The organism is Paenibacillus sp. PL2-23 (assembly GCF_040834005.1).
Lineage (GTDB): Bacteria > Bacillota > Bacilli > Paenibacillales > Paenibacillaceae > Pristimantibacillus.
The window spans coordinates 2,745,300-2,761,768 of record NZ_CP162129.1; the positions used below are offsets into that span (position 1 = coordinate 2,745,300).

At 56.2% G+C, this 16,469-nt stretch carries 15 protein-coding genes; 6 read left to right on the top strand and 9 right to left on the bottom strand.

Features of this window, described 5'->3' with window-relative positions; translation table 11 throughout:
• Window positions 1–21: 21 nt before the first annotated feature.
• The 8 genes from mtnB to AB1S56_RS11880 form a co-directional block, all read right to left on the bottom strand.
• Window positions 22–675 (bottom strand): methylthioribulose 1-phosphate dehydratase, encoded by a 654-nt coding sequence (gene mtnB, locus AB1S56_RS11845; protein WP_340867573.1) that lies wholly within the window; start codon window positions 673–675, stop codon window positions 22–24.
• Window positions 672–1,361 (bottom strand): 2-hydroxy-3-keto-5-methylthiopentenyl-1-phosphate phosphatase, encoded by a 690-nt coding sequence (locus tag AB1S56_RS11850; RefSeq protein WP_340867572.1) that lies wholly within the window; start codon window positions 1,359–1,361, stop codon window positions 672–674. Before AB1S56_RS11850 ends, mtnB begins: the two co-directional genes overlap by 4 nt.
• Entirely contained in the window at window positions 1,358–2,581 is a 1,224-nt protein-coding gene (locus AB1S56_RS11855) for a 2,3-diketo-5-methylthiopentyl-1-phosphate enolase (protein ID WP_340867570.1), read from the bottom strand. Before AB1S56_RS11855 ends, AB1S56_RS11850 begins: the two co-directional genes overlap by 4 nt.
• Window positions 2,578–3,447, bottom strand: a complete 870-nt coding sequence (gene proC / locus AB1S56_RS11860; protein WP_340867568.1) for a pyrroline-5-carboxylate reductase — start codon at window positions 3,445–3,447, stop codon at window positions 2,578–2,580. The genes AB1S56_RS11855 and proC overlap by 4 nt, the downstream gene beginning before the upstream one ends.
• 27 nt (window positions 3,448–3,474) lie before the next feature.
• Window positions 3,475–4,725 carry a glutamate-5-semialdehyde dehydrogenase gene (locus AB1S56_RS11865; protein ID WP_340867566.1) on the bottom strand — a complete coding sequence of 417 codons (1,251 nt, stop codon included), beginning with the start codon at window positions 4,723–4,725 and terminating at the stop codon, window positions 3,475–3,477.
• A 42-nt stretch (window positions 4,726–4,767) separates the two neighbouring features.
• Window positions 4,768–5,877: a glutamate 5-kinase gene (gene proB / locus AB1S56_RS11870; RefSeq protein WP_340867565.1), complete on the bottom strand. Its 1,110-nt coding sequence runs from the start codon at window positions 5,875–5,877 to the stop codon at window positions 4,768–4,770.
• A 355-nt stretch (window positions 5,878–6,232) separates the two neighbouring features.
• Window positions 6,233–7,429: a pyridoxal phosphate-dependent aminotransferase gene (locus AB1S56_RS11875; protein WP_340867561.1), complete on the bottom strand. Its 1,197-nt coding sequence runs from the start codon at window positions 7,427–7,429 to the stop codon at window positions 6,233–6,235.
• A 120-nt stretch (window positions 7,430–7,549) separates the two neighbouring features.
• Entirely contained in the window at window positions 7,550–8,041 is a 492-nt protein-coding gene (locus AB1S56_RS11880) for a hypothetical protein (RefSeq protein ID WP_340867560.1), read from the bottom strand.
• 134 nt (window positions 8,042–8,175) lie between these two features.
• Here AB1S56_RS11880 and AB1S56_RS11885 point away from each other — a divergent pair, with 134 nt between their 5' ends.
• Entirely contained in the window at window positions 8,176–8,979 is an 804-nt protein-coding gene (locus AB1S56_RS11885; RefSeq protein ID WP_340867559.1) for a carbon-nitrogen family hydrolase, read from the top strand.
• Here the strand turns inward: AB1S56_RS11885 and AB1S56_RS11890 are convergent.
• Entirely contained in the window at window positions 8,976–9,890 is a 915-nt protein-coding gene (locus AB1S56_RS11890; RefSeq protein ID WP_340867558.1) for a LysR family transcriptional regulator, read from the bottom strand. The genes AB1S56_RS11885 and AB1S56_RS11890 overlap by 4 nt on opposite strands.
• Window positions 9,891–10,073: 183 nt before the next feature.
• On the opposite strand from AB1S56_RS11890, the gene leuC reads away from it, so the two are divergent.
• The 5 genes from leuC (at window position 10,074) to AB1S56_RS11915 (ending at window position 16,431) form a co-directional block, all read left to right on the top strand.
• Entirely contained in the window at window positions 10,074–11,489 is a 1,416-nt protein-coding gene (gene leuC, locus AB1S56_RS11895; RefSeq protein ID WP_340867557.1) for a 3-isopropylmalate dehydratase large subunit, read from the top strand.
• A 27-nt stretch (window positions 11,490–11,516) separates the two neighbouring features.
• Window positions 11,517–12,116 (top strand): 3-isopropylmalate dehydratase small subunit, encoded by a 600-nt coding sequence (gene leuD / locus AB1S56_RS11900; RefSeq protein WP_340867555.1) that lies wholly within the window; start codon window positions 11,517–11,519, stop codon window positions 12,114–12,116.
• Window positions 12,117–12,271: 155 nt separating this feature from the next.
• A complete protein-coding gene (locus AB1S56_RS11905; protein ID WP_340867554.1) occupies window positions 12,272–13,705 on the top strand; it encodes an N-acetylmuramoyl-L-alanine amidase in 1,434 nt (477 codons plus the stop codon).
• A gap of 17 nt (window positions 13,706–13,722) precedes the next feature.
• Window positions 13,723–14,313, top strand: coding sequence for a GerMN domain-containing protein (locus tag AB1S56_RS11910; RefSeq protein ID WP_340867552.1), 591 nt, complete (start codon window positions 13,723–13,725; stop codon window positions 14,311–14,313).
• Window positions 14,314–14,349: 36 nt separating this feature from the next.
• Complete coding sequence (locus AB1S56_RS11915) at window positions 14,350–16,431, top strand: S-layer homology domain-containing protein (RefSeq protein ID WP_340867550.1); 2,082 nt, start codon at window positions 14,350–14,352, stop codon at window positions 16,429–16,431.
• The last annotated feature ends 38 nt before the right edge of the window (window positions 16,432–16,469 follow it).

Sequence of the window (16,469 nt, forward strand, 5' to 3'; positions counted from 1 at the left end):
GGCATAAGAAGGAGCTTCAGCTTATACGCCGCCGCGCTTCAGCAGCTCCAGACGATAAACATATTCAAATATAAATTCAAACGCCTCAAGATGGCGCTTCGCCTCGAACGCGTTGGCGCCCCAGGCGTAGATGCCGTGCTTCCGCAGCAGAATGCCTGGAATTTCATTCACAATTCGCTCCGTCACCTCAGGCACAATATGAGGGATATGGGCGAAATTGGACACGATCGGGATGTCGATGTGCTTCTCTTCCTCCCATAGATTGAACCCTTTGATCAGCTCTACGCCGTCAACCGGCACGGACTTGCGATCCCAATAATATTCGGAGATCACATTGTTGAAAACCGTGTGCACGTGGAAGATCGCTCCGGCGCCTGTCAGACGATAAATTTCACAATGAATCAGCGTTTCCGCCGACGGCTTAAGAGAGGTGGGCTCACAAGGCTTGCCGTCCTGGTCGACAAACAAATAATCCTCCGGGGTATGCACGGTTTTGTCCTTGCCGCTCGCTGTGATGGCGAATTGAAACTGCTCCGGCGCAAAGTCGCCGACCCGCACGGACAGGTTGCCGCTTGTTCCGGGGAACCAGCCGCGGCTCGCGAACAGCTCCTTCACATCGCGGAGCTCGCTGAGTGCCCGCTGCTTCTCTTCCGTTCGTATCTGTTGAAAGCTCATGTCGTTTCCTTCCTTTCGTCCTTGGCCATTGCCGCAATGATGTCATGGAACGTCTCGTATTCCGTATGCGCAAGACCCAGCTCCCTGCATTTGACCGTCAAGTGAGAACGCGAATATACAGTGTCGGCAAGCTTGGCGCCCTCGAAGTCCGTTACGCTGTCGCCGATTATAATGCGCTCATATTGTTCCCTGGGGAAACGGCGCATGATCGTCGTTTTGCACATGCCGCATTGATTATCGCAATGTTCATCGCAGGGGTGAGGCCATACAATTTCGATGTTTTCCCCCGTAAAGTCGCTGCTGTTGCAATAAATATGGTCGCGAGGGATATCGAAGGGCTCAAGCGTCGGGTATACAAAAAAATCGATGCCGCCGCTCGTTACATAAAAGGCGATGTCCTGCTCCTTGCAATAGGCCAGAAATTCGGCAAAGCCGTCGCGAATGACCACGTTGCCGACGCCATACGAAATGACCTCGTCCCTCAGCGAGGAGGGGAGAAGCCGGAACAGCTGCCCGACTCCGTCCTGAATGGTTATCTCCGTGGCAATGGTGCGCTCGGCGATCCTTTCCCAGCCTTCTGGATTAAAATGTTTGATAATTGCGATGATGTTGTCGTTGATGGTGATCGTTCCGTCGAAATCGCAGAACACGATACGTTTTCTGGCTGTTGTTGATTGATCCATCATGCTTCTCTTACTCCCCATGCTCCAATTGCAGCTTTTAATGCTTCATGCCCCGGTGCTTCAGCCGCCTCCTGCAGAGACTTGCCCGCCAGAGCGGCCTCAATGGCCTGACGGAAGGCTTGTCCGCCTGCGGCCGTACCCATGGGATGGCCATGAATGCCGCCGCCCGCGTTGACAACGACGTCGGTTCCAAAGTCCTTAAGAATAAGCGGCACAAGACCCGGATGGATGCCGGCGGACGGCACCGGGAAGCTGGTTCTCAAGCCGTGAAGCGGCTGAAGCAGCGCTGCCTGAACAGCCAGATTCTCTTCCTTCGGCATAACGACGGAGCCGTATGGCGACGGGAACAGGACGAGGTCTGCGCCCGCAAGCCTCATCAGCTTCCCAAGCAGCAGGGAAGCGCTGATGCCGTAATGGGGCGAAGGGTACATCGCGCCCGCCATTGCGGGATGCGCGGCAATCGGCACATGAATATCCGGGTCGCTGCTCAGCTCATGCAGGACGTCGAAGCCATAGGCCAGCACATTGAACAGCAGCGCATTGGCTCCCGCGGCTATTGCCTTGCGGGCGTTCTGGGCCAGCTGCGAGGTTGGTCCCGTCAGGTTGACGGCATACAGCAGCTTCTGGCCGGTCTCCTCCTGCGCCTTGCGGGCAGCTTCCATACAGGTCTCCACGCGCTTCTCCAGCGGCGTAAGGGGATTCTCGAACAATATTTCGTCGTCCTTGATCAGATCGACGCCGCCAAGCGCCTGCTTGTAGAATTGCTCCTGCAAATTCGCAAGATCATGTCCTACGACGGATTTGAAAATGCTCATGAGCAGCGGGCGCTCTTGTACGCCCAGCAGCTCCCTGACGCCCGGCAAGCCGAATTTGGGACCCGGGAACGCGGAGGCAAACGATTCGGACACGTCCAGATCGATAAGCTTTATACGTCCGTCCATGGACAGCTTGCCAAACGCAGTGACAAGCAGGGCAGGGATATCGCGGCTGAAATTGATGTCTGGATACGCGATGCGGATATCGGCGTAACGCTCGCCCGGTCCGCCCTCGTGCACCTCAACAGACAGCACCTTGCCCAGATGCTTCTCCATCTCGGCCTTCTGGGCTTCAGGCAGCTCTGTCCAGCTGCCGACGGTTAAGCCTACAGCAATGGACAGCGCCTTTTTGTCAAAATCCGCTTTGTCGTCGTACGTCCGATAAGTTGCAATACAATACTGGCTCATGCCTCCAAGCTCCTTCCAATTGCGGCGCCTATCTCCGCCGCACGTTCTGTGCTGCGCTTCATGCCCTGCACAATAGCATCCGGCAAGCCCAGCTCTGTCATTTTTTCAATAGCCGCCTGTGTGGTTCCATTCGGAGACGTAACCTTGCGGCGCAGCTCCTGTGGACTTTCGCCGGTTTCCTTCACCATTTGGGCCGCGCCGAGAACGGTCTGAACGACCAGCTCCTTCGCGGTTGCTTCATCGAACCCTAGCTCGGATGCGCCCCTCATCATCGCTTCCATGATGAAATAGATATAAGCGGGACCGCTGCCGGACACGCCGGTAACGGAATCCTGGAGCGACTCCTCTACAACGGCGTTCATGCCAATGGACTGGAACATGGCTTCCGTAATGACGCGCTGCTGCTCGGTGACGTTCGAGGAATAGCTAATACCGGTAACGCCCAGCCCGATGGAGCTGGAGGTATTGGGCATCGTGCGCACAATAGGCATATCTGAGCCCAGCAGCTTCTCAAGCGAAGCGATGGACAAGCCGGCGATCACCGACACGATCAGCTGCTTAGGCGAGAGCAGAGGCGCGATTGCGGCGATCGCTTCCGCCGCGTCCTTCGGCTTCATAGCCAGAAATACAATATCGGCCTCCTGCAAATACGACTCGTTGGAGGAGCCCTGTTGCACCGTCAGCACGCCGTATCGTCCGTGCAGCTCATTCAGCCGCTCGGCATTGCTGCGGTTCAGCATCGAAATTTTGCCCGGGGCGACAAGCTCTTCGCTTATGAGGCCGCGGGCAATAGCCTCGGCCATGGAGCCGGCGCCATAAAAGCTTATATGCATGGAGCCGATTCCGGTATCCGTTAAGGTAGTCATCTTCATATATCCTCCTTCTCCGTACGGTCAGCCTCTCGTCTGGCCATTCCCGTAAATGCGGTATTTCGTTGATGTCAGAGCGGGCAAGCCCATTGGACCACGGGCGTGGAGCTTCTGCGTGCTGATGCCGATCTCCGCTCCGAAGCCAAATTCGAACCCGTCCGTGAAGCGAGTGGAGACATTGTGATAGACGGCGGCCGCGTCGACCTCCTGAAGGAAACGCTGGGCGTTCGCGCCGGTTTCCGTTACGATACATTCCGAATGCTTGGTGCCGAAGCGGCGAATATGCGCAAGCGCCTCGTCCAGTCCGCCAACGATACGCACATTCAGAATATAATCGTTATATTCGGTCGCAAAGTTCTCGTCTGTCGCCTCCTGAATGCCGTCCATCCATGCCTGAGCCTCCGAACAGCCCCTCAGCTCTACACGGGCGTCCTTCATAGGAGCCAGCAGCGTCGCCAGCCCAGATGGACCGAGGCTGCGATGCACAAGCATTGTCTCGATGGAGTTGCATACGGACGGCCGCTGCACCTTGGCGTTAAAAGCGATTGAGGCCGCCATATCCAGCCTCGCTGTATCGTCAACATAAACATGGCAGATGCCTGCGCCCGTCTCAATGACGGGTACCGTGGCGTTCTCCACGACGTTGCGGATCAGCGCCGCGCCGCCGCGTGGAATGACGACATCCAGCAGGCCGTTCAGCTTCAGCATCTCGTTGACGGACGCTCGGTCGCTGTCCTCAATCAGCTGCAGCGCGTCCACAGGCAAAGCGGTTGCCGCCAGCGCGTACTTCAATATATCAATAAGCTTGCGGTTGGAGGAGAGGGCCGCGGAGCCCCCGCGCAGGACTACGCAGTTGCCGGTTTTCAGGCATAGGCCTGCCGCGTCCACGGTTACGTTGGGACGGGCCTCGTAGATCATGCCGATGACGCCAAGCGGCACACGGATTTTCTCTACCTTCATGCCGTTTGGACGCTCGAATTGTTCCAGCAGCTCTCCGACGGGATCCGGCAGCTCAATAATTTGTCTCAAGCCCTCGGCGATGCCCTCGATACGGGCGCTGTCCAGAGCAAGCCTGTCGAGCAGGGAAGAGCTGGTGCCGTTGTCGCGGCCGCGCTGCAGATCGTCAGCGTTTGCTTCTATTAATTCCTCTTGCCGCGCCAGCAGGGCGTCCGCCATTGCTAACAGCGCCGCATTTTTGTCCTCCGTCGTCAGACGGTTCATAACGGCTGCCGCTTCCTGCGCCAAAGCCGCCTTCTGTCTTACTTCACTTATCATGCCAGTTCGCCTCCCGATTCATTAGATATGTAGCTCTTGCCATTAAGATTTCAGCGTTACCCATTCATCGCGGTGGATGACCTCGATACGAGGCACCTCCAGCCGCCTTGCGACCTCCTCCGAGCCTAGCCCGGCCGCGGCCAGGAGCTGCCAGGACGCGTAGTTGACAACGCCTCTGCCAAGCACTTCATGCTGGCGGTTCACGACCTCTACGATATCGCCAGGATGGAAGTCGCCTTCGCTAGCCGTCACGCCGGCGGGGAGGAGACTCTTGCCGCCGATCAGCAGAGCGGCGACCGCGCCGTCGTCAACGGTAATGCGTCCTATTGGCATGGAATGAAAGCCAAGCCATTGCTTCTTCATGGAGAGGCTGTGCAGCTTCGTATCGAAATACGTGCCCCGGCCGCAGCCCTCCACGGCGAGCTTCAGGTCGCCAACCTGCTGTACCTTGCCTATGAAGGTCTGAACGCCGCCTCGCATCGCGATGCGCGCCGCCTCGATCTTGGAGCGCATGCCGCCCGTTCCGACGGAGGAGCCTGCGCCGCCGGCGAGCTTCAGAATATCCTCCGAAATCTGCTCGACCCGCTCAATCTTCACCGCCTGCGGATTTTTGCGGGGATCTTCCGTATACAAGCCGTCCATATCTGTAATGATAACTAGCTTGGCGGCTTTGGTCATGGCGGCCACAAGCGCGGACAGGTTATCGTTGTCGCCGAATTTCAATACCAGCTCGTCAGTCGCGACGGTATCATTCTCATTGATAATGGGGATGATGCGGCGCTTCAAAAGCTCCTCAATGGTCATAAGGGCGTTCTGAATGCGACGCCGATTGGAGAAGTCGGCACGCGTCAGCAATATTTGCGCAGCGACCAAGCCGTATTCGCCCAGCGCCTCCTGATAAGCCTGCATAAGCAGCGCCTGGCCGACGGCTGCAGCCGCCTGCTTCTCGTGCACGAGCTTCGGCCGAGAGCCGTACCCGATGCGACGGAAGCCGGCAGCGACCGCCCCCGACGTGACCAGCATGACGTGATCTCCCCGCTCATGCCGGGAAGCCAGCTCAGAAGCGAAGAATGTGATGCTGGCCCGGTTCAGGCCGCCTTCTTCGGAGGTGAGTGAGCTGCTCCCGATTTTTACAACAATTCGTTCCGACATGTTCGATCCCTTCCCATGCTATCTAAAGTTATAAAAAGAAAAAAGACCTCCGTCCTCATAAAGGACGAAAGTCTTATCTTCCGCGGTACCACCTTCGTTGACGGCGGCGCATTACAGGCGCAGCCATCCAGCTCTGTGCCTCGTAACAGGAGGCGCTGTCCGGCTTGTCGCCGGCCGTTCGGAGGTAGGTTCGGCAGGGGCCGACGGTAAATTCTCGCAGCCGGTGGAATTTACTCTCTGGGCAAGGCCTGATCCGCTTACTGGTCCCGTCATCACGTTTCTTGTTTCAGTTAAAATAAGGATAACATGATCGCGGAGCGCTGTAAAGAAAGGCGCTTCACCAATTATGCCTTCTCTAGGAGCCGAACAAGCCCAATTTGCCAATTCTTTCGACGGCCTCTGTCAGCCTGGCCTCGTCAGACAGCAAGCCCAGACGGACGTAGCCCTCGCCGTGCACGCCGAAGCCGACGCCTGGAGCTACAACCACGTCCGCCTCCAGCAGCAGCTTGTCCGCGAATTGCTCCGACGTATAGCCCTCCGGCACGGGCAGCCAGCAGAAGAAGGAGCCGCCGGGGCGCTCTGCCTTCCAGCCGATCCGGTCCAGCGCCGTGAACAAAGCGTCTCGCCTGCGCTCATAGCGCGCGGCCAGCTCCTCCACGCATTGCTGAGGTCCTGTGAGCGCCAGCGCCGCAGCTTCCTGAATGCCGCCAAACAGGCTGCAATAATAGTGATCCTGAATCAAATTAATCATGCCGATGACGTCCGCATTGCCCAAGGCAAAGCCGACCCGCCAGCCGGCCATGTTGTACGTCTTGGACAAGGTATAAAATTCGACGCCAACTTCCTTTGCTCCCGGCGTCTCCAGGAAGCTGACCTGCTTCCTGCCGTCGTAACCAATCGCGCCGTAAGCGAAGTCGCTCGCGAGCACGATATTGTGCTTAACGGCGTATGCGACGGCCTCCTCGTAAAACTCTGGGCCCGCGACCGCGCCTGTCGGGTTGTTGGGGTAATTCATGAACATCAGCTTCGCCTTGTCCGCAACAGCGGGATCAATCGCCGAGAAGTCGGGCAGGTAGCCGTTCTTCTCCAGCAGAGGCATAAACGCCATCTCGCCGCCGGCAAGCGCGACGCCCGACCAGTAGTCCGGGTAGCCCGGGTCTGGCACGAGGCATATATCGCCGGGATTCAGCAGGCACTGGCTGATCTCCACCAGGCCAGTCTTCCCGCCGAACAGGATAGCTACCTCTGTTGCGGGATCCAGCTCGACGCCATAATCCTCGCGGTACCGCTGCGCGACTGCCTGCTTCAGAAAGAGGTATCCGCTGAACGGCGGGTACTTGTGATACAGGGGATTATCCGCCGCCTCCTTCAGCTTGTCGACGATATGAGGCGGCGTTGGCTGATCGGGATTGCCTTGTCCCAAATTGATGACATCCTTGCCTTTGGCGATCTGAGCATTCGCCTTCGCTACCAGCTTCGCAAAAAATTGCGTAGGCAGCCCTTCCATACGAGCGGCGGGCTTAATCCGCTTCGCTTGCTCCATTGCTTCCATTCCATCACGCTCCGTCTTGCTTCGTCTCTGCAATGCTCCATTGGTCAAACGCTGCCGAATAGACATTAGCAATAATGTAGCATGAATGGAAGGATAATAGAAGCCAATCCTGCAGGGGCGTCAGGATTCCAATGGCGGCAGCCCGACTTTTTTGATAAACGGTTTAATGTCGGCTTGGAACAGGAACAAATAGGGCTTGCGCTGATCGTCGAATGTAAGCAGCATAGGCGGCTGGTCCTTGCAATAGAACAGGAAGAGATCGCTGGCGGTAAGCGAGATGTTGCCAGTTGTGATGGACGCCGGCTTGGCGAGCGGAATGCGGTAGACGTAAGTGCATGCTTGTCCTGCTGTTAGCTGAGGAGCAAGTCCCGTAATGGATGCGGTCCATTTGCTCGCCATCTTCTGAAATTTTTTGTCGTTGGGTATAGTCTTGACGACCTTGCCCGCCGCCACATCGAATACCTGTACGGGCCTCAGCGCTTCCTCCTGGCTGCTTGCATCGGCATGCTTCCCTCCATCGGTGCTGCCCTCCGCATGAGCTGGCGCGCCGGCTAACGCTCCCAGCAGCAGAACGAGCGGAAGCAGCAAATGAACGAATCTGGCTTTCATCATATGGAAAACTCCTTTGCTTGTAGTCTCGAATAACGAGCTTCCTCGTTACGTTGCCCAATGATGCCCATCTTGACACGGAACCATCAGAAGGTATCATTAGGGAAAAACGACAACGCTGGGAGGCATCACCGAATATGACGAAAAAACTGCGACTGGCGCTGCTGCAAATGCCAATTGAAGCCGGAAATCCCCAAGAAAACAAAAAAAAGCTCGCCAGCATGCTGGCCGAAGCGATGGCAGGCGGCGAGAAGCCGGATGTGATCCTGTTTCCTGAGCTGTGGAATACAGGGTATGCGTTAACGGAAATCGAGAACCTGGCCGACCGGAAGGCTGAAGAGAGCCTGGCTTTTCTATCCCAGTTCGCCAAGGAGCACGGGGTGTATGTCATCGGAGGCTCCATCGCCGAAGGCAGGGAGGACGGCGTCTATAACACCATGCTTGCGTTTGACCGCGAGGGCACGCTGGCGGGCCAATATTCGAAGATTCACTTGTTCCGCTTGATGGACGAGGAGAAATACTTGCAGGCCGGGCAGGAACCGGGCCGACTGTCCATTGAAGGGGAGCAGGCTGGCATGATGATCTGTTATGATATCCGGTTCCCGGAGCTGGCCAGAACGCTGGCGCTGGAAGGGATCAAGCTTCTGTTCGTGCCGGCGGAATGGCCGAATCCCCGGCTGCATCATTGGCGGACGCTGCTGACGGCTCGGGCCATCGAGAACCAGATGTATGTCGTCGCCTGCAACCGGATGGGCGCAAGCGGCGAAACCTCCTTCTTCGGCCATTCCATGGTCATCGATCCCTGGGGGGAGATTGTGGCGGAAGCGGGCGAGGAGGAGACGATCCTCCGCGCTGAGATCGATCTGGCGCTGGTGGACGAGGTGCGGTCCCGGATACCTGTGTTCGAGGATCGCCGACCAGCTCTCTATCGTCTCGACTAGTCCTTCTCCAGCACGTTCTGGTGATAAGCGCTGATCGTTTCCTTCAGCGTAGCGATGAAGGCCTGCGCCGCCTTGGACAAGTAGCGTCCCTTGCGGCTTGCGACAACCAGCGTGCGCGTCGGCTTCGAGCTAAGCCTCACATAGACGGGGGCGAATTCGGCGCCGGGCGGCCGGGTCAGCATCCGCGGCACAAAAGCGATGCCCATGCCGCCCGCGACCAGCGATTGAACGGTTTCGATATTGGAGCTCTCGAATACAATCTGCGGCGTGAAGCCGGCATTCTCGCAGAGCTCCAGCGTAATCTGGCGGAACCCGTGCCCTCGCTTCAGCTTAATGAAGGGCTCCGCCTTCAGCTCCTCGATCTCTACAGCGTCCTGACGGCCCGCCAAAGGATGCTGAGGCGGGACGGCAAGGCAGATTTGCTCCTCCATATAGGGCTCATAGGTCAGCGTGCTGTCAATAAGCGGCAGCGTCAGCAGGCTGAGATCCGTGCCGCCGCTGGCCGTCAGCTGCTCCAGCTTCAACGTTGACTCCTCCACGAGCACAACCTCGATCTGGGGATACAACGAGCCGAATGCCGGCAGGACGAGCGGCAGAATATGAGAGCCCGTAATGGGCAGTGTGCCGACGACGAGACGGCCCCTCCGCATTTGGGCCATATCGTCCATCTCCTGCTTCAGCTGTTCTACGGCGTCCAGAATAACCTGGGACTTGTCTACGAACACCTGGCCCGCCTGCGTCAGCTCTACGGAGTTGGTGGTGCGGCGGAAGAGCAGCACGCCAAGCTCCTGCTCCAGCTTCGACAGCTGCTGGCTGAGCGACGGCTGGGCAATATGAAGCTTGTCCGCAGCGCGGGAGAAGTTTTTTTCGGCGGCGATTTGAATGACGTATTGCAGCTGGCGCAATTCCATGGGGAATCGCTCCTTTCCAGAAACAAAGTATGTACAAATGGATAAGCCCAAGCTATAGTTAATAACTATAGTCCTTATAGATATTATATCTTAGATCAATCAAGAAAGACATGGTATGATGAGAGCAATGAATAGATCAAGCCATGACATGCAAGATTCCATGAACTTACGAGGTGAAACATAATGACGAAGAAAACAATGTTTGAGAAAATTTGGGACAATCACGTCATTCATCAAGAGGAAGGCAAGCCAAGCGTTATCTATATCGACCTGCAGCTCGTCCACGAGGTTACGTCCCCGCAGGCGTTCGAGGGCCTTCGCTTGTCGGGCCGCAAGGTTCGCCGTCCGGATCTGACGTTCGCAACGATGGACCACAACGTTCCGACGAAGGATCGCTTCAATATTACGGATCCTATCTCCAAGCAGCAGATCGACACGCTGACGCAGAACTGCAAGGACTTCGGCGTTAAGCTGTTCGATCTGGACAACATCGACCAAGGCGTTGTGCACGTTATGGGACCAGAGCTGGGCTTGACTCATCCTGGCAAAACCATTGTCTGCGGCGACAGCCATACTTCCACCCACGGCGCGTTCGGCGCGCTGGCCTTCGGTATCGGCACAAGCGAGGTTGAGCACGTGCTGGCCACGCAATGCCTGCAGCAATCCAAAGCCAAAACGATGGAGGTTCGCTTCATCGGCAGCCGCAAGCCTGGCGTAACAGCCAAGGATATGATCCTCGGCGTCATCGCGAAGTACGGCACGGATTTCGCTACGGGTTATGTTATTGAATATACAGGCGACTCTATCAAGAGCCTGACAATGGAAGAGCGCATGACGGTGTGCAACATGTCGATCGAAGCGGGCGCGCGCGCCGGCCTCATCGCACCTGACGAGACTACCTTCAACTACCTGCGCGGCCGCGAATACGCGCCGGCGAACTTCGAGGAAGCGGTAGCGGCATGGTCGCAGCTGACGACTGACGAAGGCGCAGCATATGACACGGTAGTAGAGTTCGACGTTGACGCCCTGATTCCGCAGGTTACTTGGGGCACAAGCCCTGGCATGGGCACGGATATTACGTCCAGTGTGCCGAACCCTGCCGATATGCCGACAGAGAATGAACGCAAAGCGGCCGAGAAGGCGCTTGAATATATGGATTTGAAGCCGGGCACGCCAATGACGGAGATCGAGATCGACTACGTATTCATCGGCTCCTGCACGAACGGACGGATTGAAGACCTGCGCGCCGCTGCCGAAATTGCAAGAGGCTACAAGGTGAGCGAGAAGGTGACTGCGATTGTGGTGCCGGGCTCCGGACGCGTGAAGCTGCAGGCTGAGAAGGAAGGTCTTGACAAAATATTTGTTGAGGCAGGCTTTGAGTGGCGCGATGCAGGCTGCTCCATGTGTCTCGCGATGAACCCTGACGTGCTGAAGCCGGGCCAGCGCTGCGCATCGACATCGAACCGGAACTTCGAGGGCCGTCAAGGCCGCGGCGGCAGAACGCACCTGGTTTCGCCGGCGATGGCGGTAGCGGCTGCTGTTAACGGACGCTTCACGGATGTTCGCGACTGGGAAATTAAGACGGAAGTGCTGAACTAATAGCAGCAGGAGAGGGGAATAACGACTATGGAACCATTTAAACAACTGACAGGAATCGTAGCACCGGTGGACCGGGTTAACGTAGATACGGATGCCATTATTCCAAAACAATTTCTGAAGCGCATCGAGCGCAGCGGCTTTGGTCAATTTCTGTTCTTCGAGTGGCGTTTCCACGAGAACGGCGAAGTAAATGCCGAGTTCGAGCCGAACAAGGCTCGCTACGCCGGCGCTTCGGTGCTGATCTCCAGAGCGAACTTCGGCTGCGGCTCGTCCCGCGAGCATGCGCCTTGGGCGATTCTGGACTATGGCTACAAGGTCATTATCGCGCCGTCTTATGCAGACATCTTCTACAACAACTGCTTCAAGAACGGCATTCTGCCTATCAAGCTGAGCGAGGAGCAGGTAGAAGACCTGTTCCAGCGTACGGCAAAGCATGAGGGCTACAAGCTGACCGTTGATCTGGAGAACAAGTTGATTTCGGATGAGCATGGCCTTCAGATCGCGTTCGATCTTGATGAGCATCGCCGCCAATTCCTGCTTCAAGGTTTGGACGACATTGGTCTGACGCTGCAGCACGAGGACAAAATCTCCGCTTACGAGGCCAAGCACGCGGCTCGTCTGGGCTAAGTATTCGACACACAAGGAGGGCATCCGACCGAATAGGACGGCTGTCCTCTTTTTTTGTCCCTCCGCAACTTTTTGCGCCGATAAGCGTCTATAAGGTTGTCCTATTTGTCGAATGGGCACATTCGATGCGGGAAATTCAGTCATCGAGGTGGGAAATGAAGAAGTTTGTATCCATTATGGTAGTGATGTCGTTGTTGTTCACCATGTTCGCCGCAGTCGGACATGCAGCCGAGCCACCGCCTTCGCCGAAGCTGTTCCTGAACCAGAAGCAGCTCATTTCGGACGTGCCGCCGAAGATTGAAAACGGTTCAACCTATGTGCCGTTAGCGATTTTATCCGAGGGGCTTGGCTACGAGGTGGAATGGGAGCAGGCCAAGAAGAAAGTAACCGTCAAAAATGAAGGCACAATCATTGAGCTGGTTATCGGTGAAGCGCAAATCAAGGTTAATGACGTCATAATGGAGACAACAGTAGCGCCGAAGCTGGTGAATTGGAGAACGATGGTGCCTGTGCGTCTTGTTGGAGAGCTGCTGGGCGTATCGTTCGAATGGAAGGACGTCGAGCGTGAGGTTCACATGTTCACCGCCAACGACACCGGGACCGAAACGGAGCAGCCGGAGCAGCCATCCGAATCGGAGACGGACGGCTCGGAGCAAGCTGAGGGGCTGGGGTACATAACGGGAATCACAATGAATGACGAATCCGTGCTGACCGTAACGCATCAAGGGGTGAAGCCTCCGGGCAAGCCGATTATGCTGGACAATCCCAAGCGGCTGGTGTTCGACTTCCAGAACACCGTGTTTAATCCCGCCGCCAAAGGCGAGACCCTTGTGGCCGTAGACAACAGCACGCTGCTGACAGGCTACAAGTATGCTCAGTTTAATGCCAATCCCTTTGTAGCAAGACTTGTTATTCTTGTCGGCGAGGATACCGGATATGTATTGACGGAGACCGAAGGCGCGTTCCAGTTCGCCTTGATGCCGGCAAGCGAGGTGCCTGCTGAGCCAGAGCCCGAGAAGCCCGTGCAGCCTGCAACGCCTGAGGATGAGGTGTATGACATCGTCATCGACGCCGGTCACGGCGCCAAGGATCCAGGCGCTTTCAGCAAAACGATGAATCGCTGGGAGAAGGAATTCAACTTAACCGCCGCGCTTCTGCTGAAGGCGGAGCTGGAGAAGAACAAGCGTGTTCGCGTCCATCTGACGCGCGCGGATGACACCTTCCTGGAGCTGACGGAGCGCATTCAATTCGCCGAAAACGCGAAAGCCGATCTTTTTATATCTATACACGCCAATGCCTTTGACAAAACAACCGTCAACGGCTCCGAGACGTATTATTACCGGGACAACAGCAAAGCGTTCGCCGATCATCTGCACAAATATATGCTGGAAGGCATGGGATTAAATAATCGCGGCGTGAAAAAAGCGGCTTACAAGGTCGTCAAGGAAACGACCATGCCGGCTGTTCTTCTTGAAGCGGGATATTTGTCCAACGCTTCCGACGCCAAAGTGCTGTTCAACGCCGCGTCTCAGCAGAAGCTGGCGGCCAAGCTGGCGGAAGGCATTCTAACCTATCTCAAATTGAAGTAGAAAGCAGGGGACGACCAATGAGCCTGACCAAATCAAGCCTCTTACTTGCTACGATGTTAATTGCCGCGTCTATGGCGGGCTGCGGCGTTCAGCAATCCGGGTCAAATGATAAGCTGGGATCGGGCGCGGCCGCGACACCGTCGCCATCCCCGTCCCCGGATGGAGCTGGGCAAGCCTCCAGCGAGCCAGCGCCAACGCAAACCTCCGAGGAGTCTGCGGATACGATTGATATTCGCGTATACGGCACGGATGCTGCGCTGGAGCAGCTGAAGGAACGACCGGCTTCGATCCCGAACGGCTCCGAGGAGGAGCAGGCGACGGCGGCGCTAGCGGAGCTCATGAAGGAAACGGATGACGGCGTTATATCGCTATGGAAGGACATTGAGCTATTGTCGGTGAACCTGGCGGATGGCATTGTGAGCATGGATATCGCCATTCCGGACAGCAGCAGAGTCGGCGCGCCAGCGGAGCTATTAATGGTGGAATCCATGGCAAGCACGCTGTATCAGCTTCCATTTGTTCAGGGCTTCGATATTCTGGTAGAAGGACAAGCCGTGGAGAGCATGATGGGACACGTCGAGCTGGAGCACCCTTTCATGAAAGAATAATAGAATAAATCGTGATAAATGGAGGAGATGTCGAGAATGCCCGTTCAATCAGGTTGGAAAAAAATAATGGCCGGCTCCATCGCGTTGTCGCTTACGACAGGCGCTGGAACGGCCCTTCTGTCTTCCCCCGCGGCGATCTATGCCGAGCAGCTGCAGTCTACCTCTCCCTTTACGGATGTGATGCCTGGCCATTGGGCGGAGAAGCATATTGCAAAGCTTTATTTGCAGCAAATTATTAACGGCTATTCAAACTCGGCGAACGGGACGGTTACCTTCAAGCCGGAGAGCAGCGTCTCCCAGCAGGAAGCCGTGCTGATGGCTCTCCGCTTTGCGGGAATGGATGGACAGGCGGACAACGACGCTATAATCGTATTTGATTCCTCCTTCAAGGTGGGGGATTGGGCAAAGGCTTACATCGAGCTGGCTTTCACGGAAGGCCTGCTGGAGCGTGAGGAGGAATACGCGCTTGCTGCTGCTGATTCAAGCGTGGAGTGGGGCAATAAGCCCGCCACCAGAGAGTGGGTAACCAAGCTGATCGTAAGAGCGATTGGGCAGCAGGCGGCTGCTATCCAGCTGCAAAATTCCGAATCCCCCTTCGAGGACGGGAAGGACATAGATGCCAGGTATAAGGGCTATGTCAACGCGGCGTACCAGCTGAAGCTGGTCAAGGGTATTACCGAGACGACATTCGGGCCCGACAAGCCTGTCACACGCGCCAGTCTCGCCACATTGCTGAGCAGGGCGCAGAGCAGCTTCCCGGTCGCCTATGAGGGCCAGACGACGGGCGTTGTGTCCAAGCTGACGGAGTCGTCCATTACGCTTTATCGAGACGGCAAGGAGACGACCTACACGATCGGAGCGGATACCGCGTACTTCCATTTCAATTCCGAGAAGCCTATCACCAAGGAAGGGCTGCTGGAATACGGCGACGCCACTCTTATTTCAGTAGACGGCAAAGTGCTTTATATCGAGGTTCAGGGCGATGTTCAGCACACCAAGACGATTGAGGGTACATACGCAAGGTATAACAATGAGGAAAAAACAATTTATATGTGGGTTAACAACAATCCTGTTCCCATCCCGTATGCGGAGGGGCTTCTGATCGAGGATGAAGAGGGGAAATCGCTGTCCATTCTGGATCTGAAAGCGGACGCCAAGCTATCGGTTGTGCAGGACAACTTCCGTGAGCAGCCAATCGCGATTCGGATTGTCGCCAGCACAACAGCTGCGGCTACGCAAATAGCGGGCAGCTTCCAATCCGCAACGGCTGGCATCGTGACGATTCGTACGGCGGACGGCAGTCTTGTCTCCAAGGATGTGGCGCCTGGCGCGGTCATTGAGGTGAAGGGGCTTGACCAGCCTGGCTTTGAGGATTTGCTCAAAAATGAAGACGCGGTAGAGCTTTCGTTGAATGCGGATGACCAAGTGACGAAGGTCAAGGTAACCAACCGTGAGGTACATGTGCTGGTAGGCGCACGTATTACCCAATACGACGCCAAATATAAATATATGACGGTTGTGGATTCTAATAGTAAGCCGCTTTCCCTCTTGCTGACGGATAAAACCGAATACGAGCTTTCCGGCACGGACATCGATTTGACGACGGCTGCTACTTTGATCAGCCAAAACTTCTATTCGACGGTTCGTTATACGGGCAATCAGATCGTTTCGGTTAATTTCAGCAACACGCTGACAGGCAGCGTGACGGGTATTGACACCAAGCTGAAGACGATCACAGTTATGGCTAATAGCACCTCTGTGACGCTTCCTTATACGGTGACCACTATTGAATTTGCCGGACGTCCGCTCGCCAATCATCTGGACATTGATCCCGGGGATACGGTTACGCTCAACCTGAACCCGGCGAAGCTTGAGGCTATGGCTATTCGTATGCACGTTGTCACTCCGTATACGGTGTTGTCCGTTGACACGGCTGCCAAGAAGGTGAAGGTGAAGTCGTCTACCAACTTGACGCAGGAGATCTCATTGACCGGCGCTGACATCCTTCTGGCTGACGGCACCGCCGGCACCCTCTCTTCCTTAAAGGCTGGCGCATCCATCGAGGTGTCATTTGTAGGCTCTTCGGCTGTCAAGGTGCAGCTTCAGAAAGCTTCCTAGACTCGTCAGCACTCATTCTAGCGTAAAAGCAGGAACGT

What these genes read in the sequence shown, in the direction of transcription:
- proB (WP_340867565.1), bottom strand. Translation starts at nt 5,877, where the DNA reads ATGTCGGAACGAATTGTTGTAAAAATCGGGAGCAGCTCACTCACCTCC.
- mtnB (WP_340867573.1), bottom strand. Translation starts at nt 675, where the DNA reads ATGAGCTTTCAACAGATACGAACGGAAGAGAAGCAGCGGGCACTCAGC.
- AB1S56_RS11905 (WP_340867554.1), top strand. Translation starts at nt 12,272, where the DNA reads ATGAAGAAGTTTGTATCCATTATGGTAGTGATGTCGTTGTTGTTCACC.
- AB1S56_RS11875 (WP_340867561.1), bottom strand. Translation starts at nt 7,429, where the DNA reads ATGGAAGCAATGGAGCAAGCGAAGCGGATTAAGCCCGCCGCTCGTATG.
- AB1S56_RS11880 (WP_340867560.1), bottom strand. Translation starts at nt 8,041, where the DNA reads ATGATGAAAGCCAGATTCGTTCATTTGCTGCTTCCGCTCGTTCTGCTG.
- leuC (WP_340867557.1), top strand. Translation starts at nt 10,074, where the DNA reads ATGACGAAGAAAACAATGTTTGAGAAAATTTGGGACAATCACGTCATT.
- AB1S56_RS11865 (WP_340867566.1), bottom strand. Translation starts at nt 4,725, where the DNA reads ATGATAAGTGAAGTAAGACAGAAGGCGGCTTTGGCGCAGGAAGCGGCA.
- AB1S56_RS11850 (WP_340867572.1), bottom strand. Translation starts at nt 1,361, where the DNA reads ATGATGGATCAATCAACAACAGCCAGAAAACGTATCGTGTTCTGCGAT.
- AB1S56_RS11855 (WP_340867570.1), bottom strand. Translation starts at nt 2,581, where the DNA reads ATGAGCCAGTATTGTATTGCAACTTATCGGACGTACGACGACAAAGCG.
- AB1S56_RS11915 (WP_340867550.1), top strand. Translation starts at nt 14,350, where the DNA reads ATGCCCGTTCAATCAGGTTGGAAAAAAATAATGGCCGGCTCCATCGCG.
- proC (WP_340867568.1), bottom strand. Translation starts at nt 3,447, where the DNA reads ATGACTACCTTAACGGATACCGGAATCGGCTCCATGCATATAAGCTTT.
- AB1S56_RS11890 (WP_340867558.1), bottom strand. Translation starts at nt 9,890, where the DNA reads ATGGAATTGCGCCAGCTGCAATACGTCATTCAAATCGCCGCCGAAAAA.
- leuD (WP_340867555.1), top strand. Translation starts at nt 11,517, where the DNA reads ATGGAACCATTTAAACAACTGACAGGAATCGTAGCACCGGTGGACCGG.
- AB1S56_RS11910 (WP_340867552.1), top strand. Translation starts at nt 13,723, where the DNA reads ATGAGCCTGACCAAATCAAGCCTCTTACTTGCTACGATGTTAATTGCC.
- AB1S56_RS11885 (WP_340867559.1), top strand. Translation starts at nt 8,176, where the DNA reads ATGACGAAAAAACTGCGACTGGCGCTGCTGCAAATGCCAATTGAAGCC.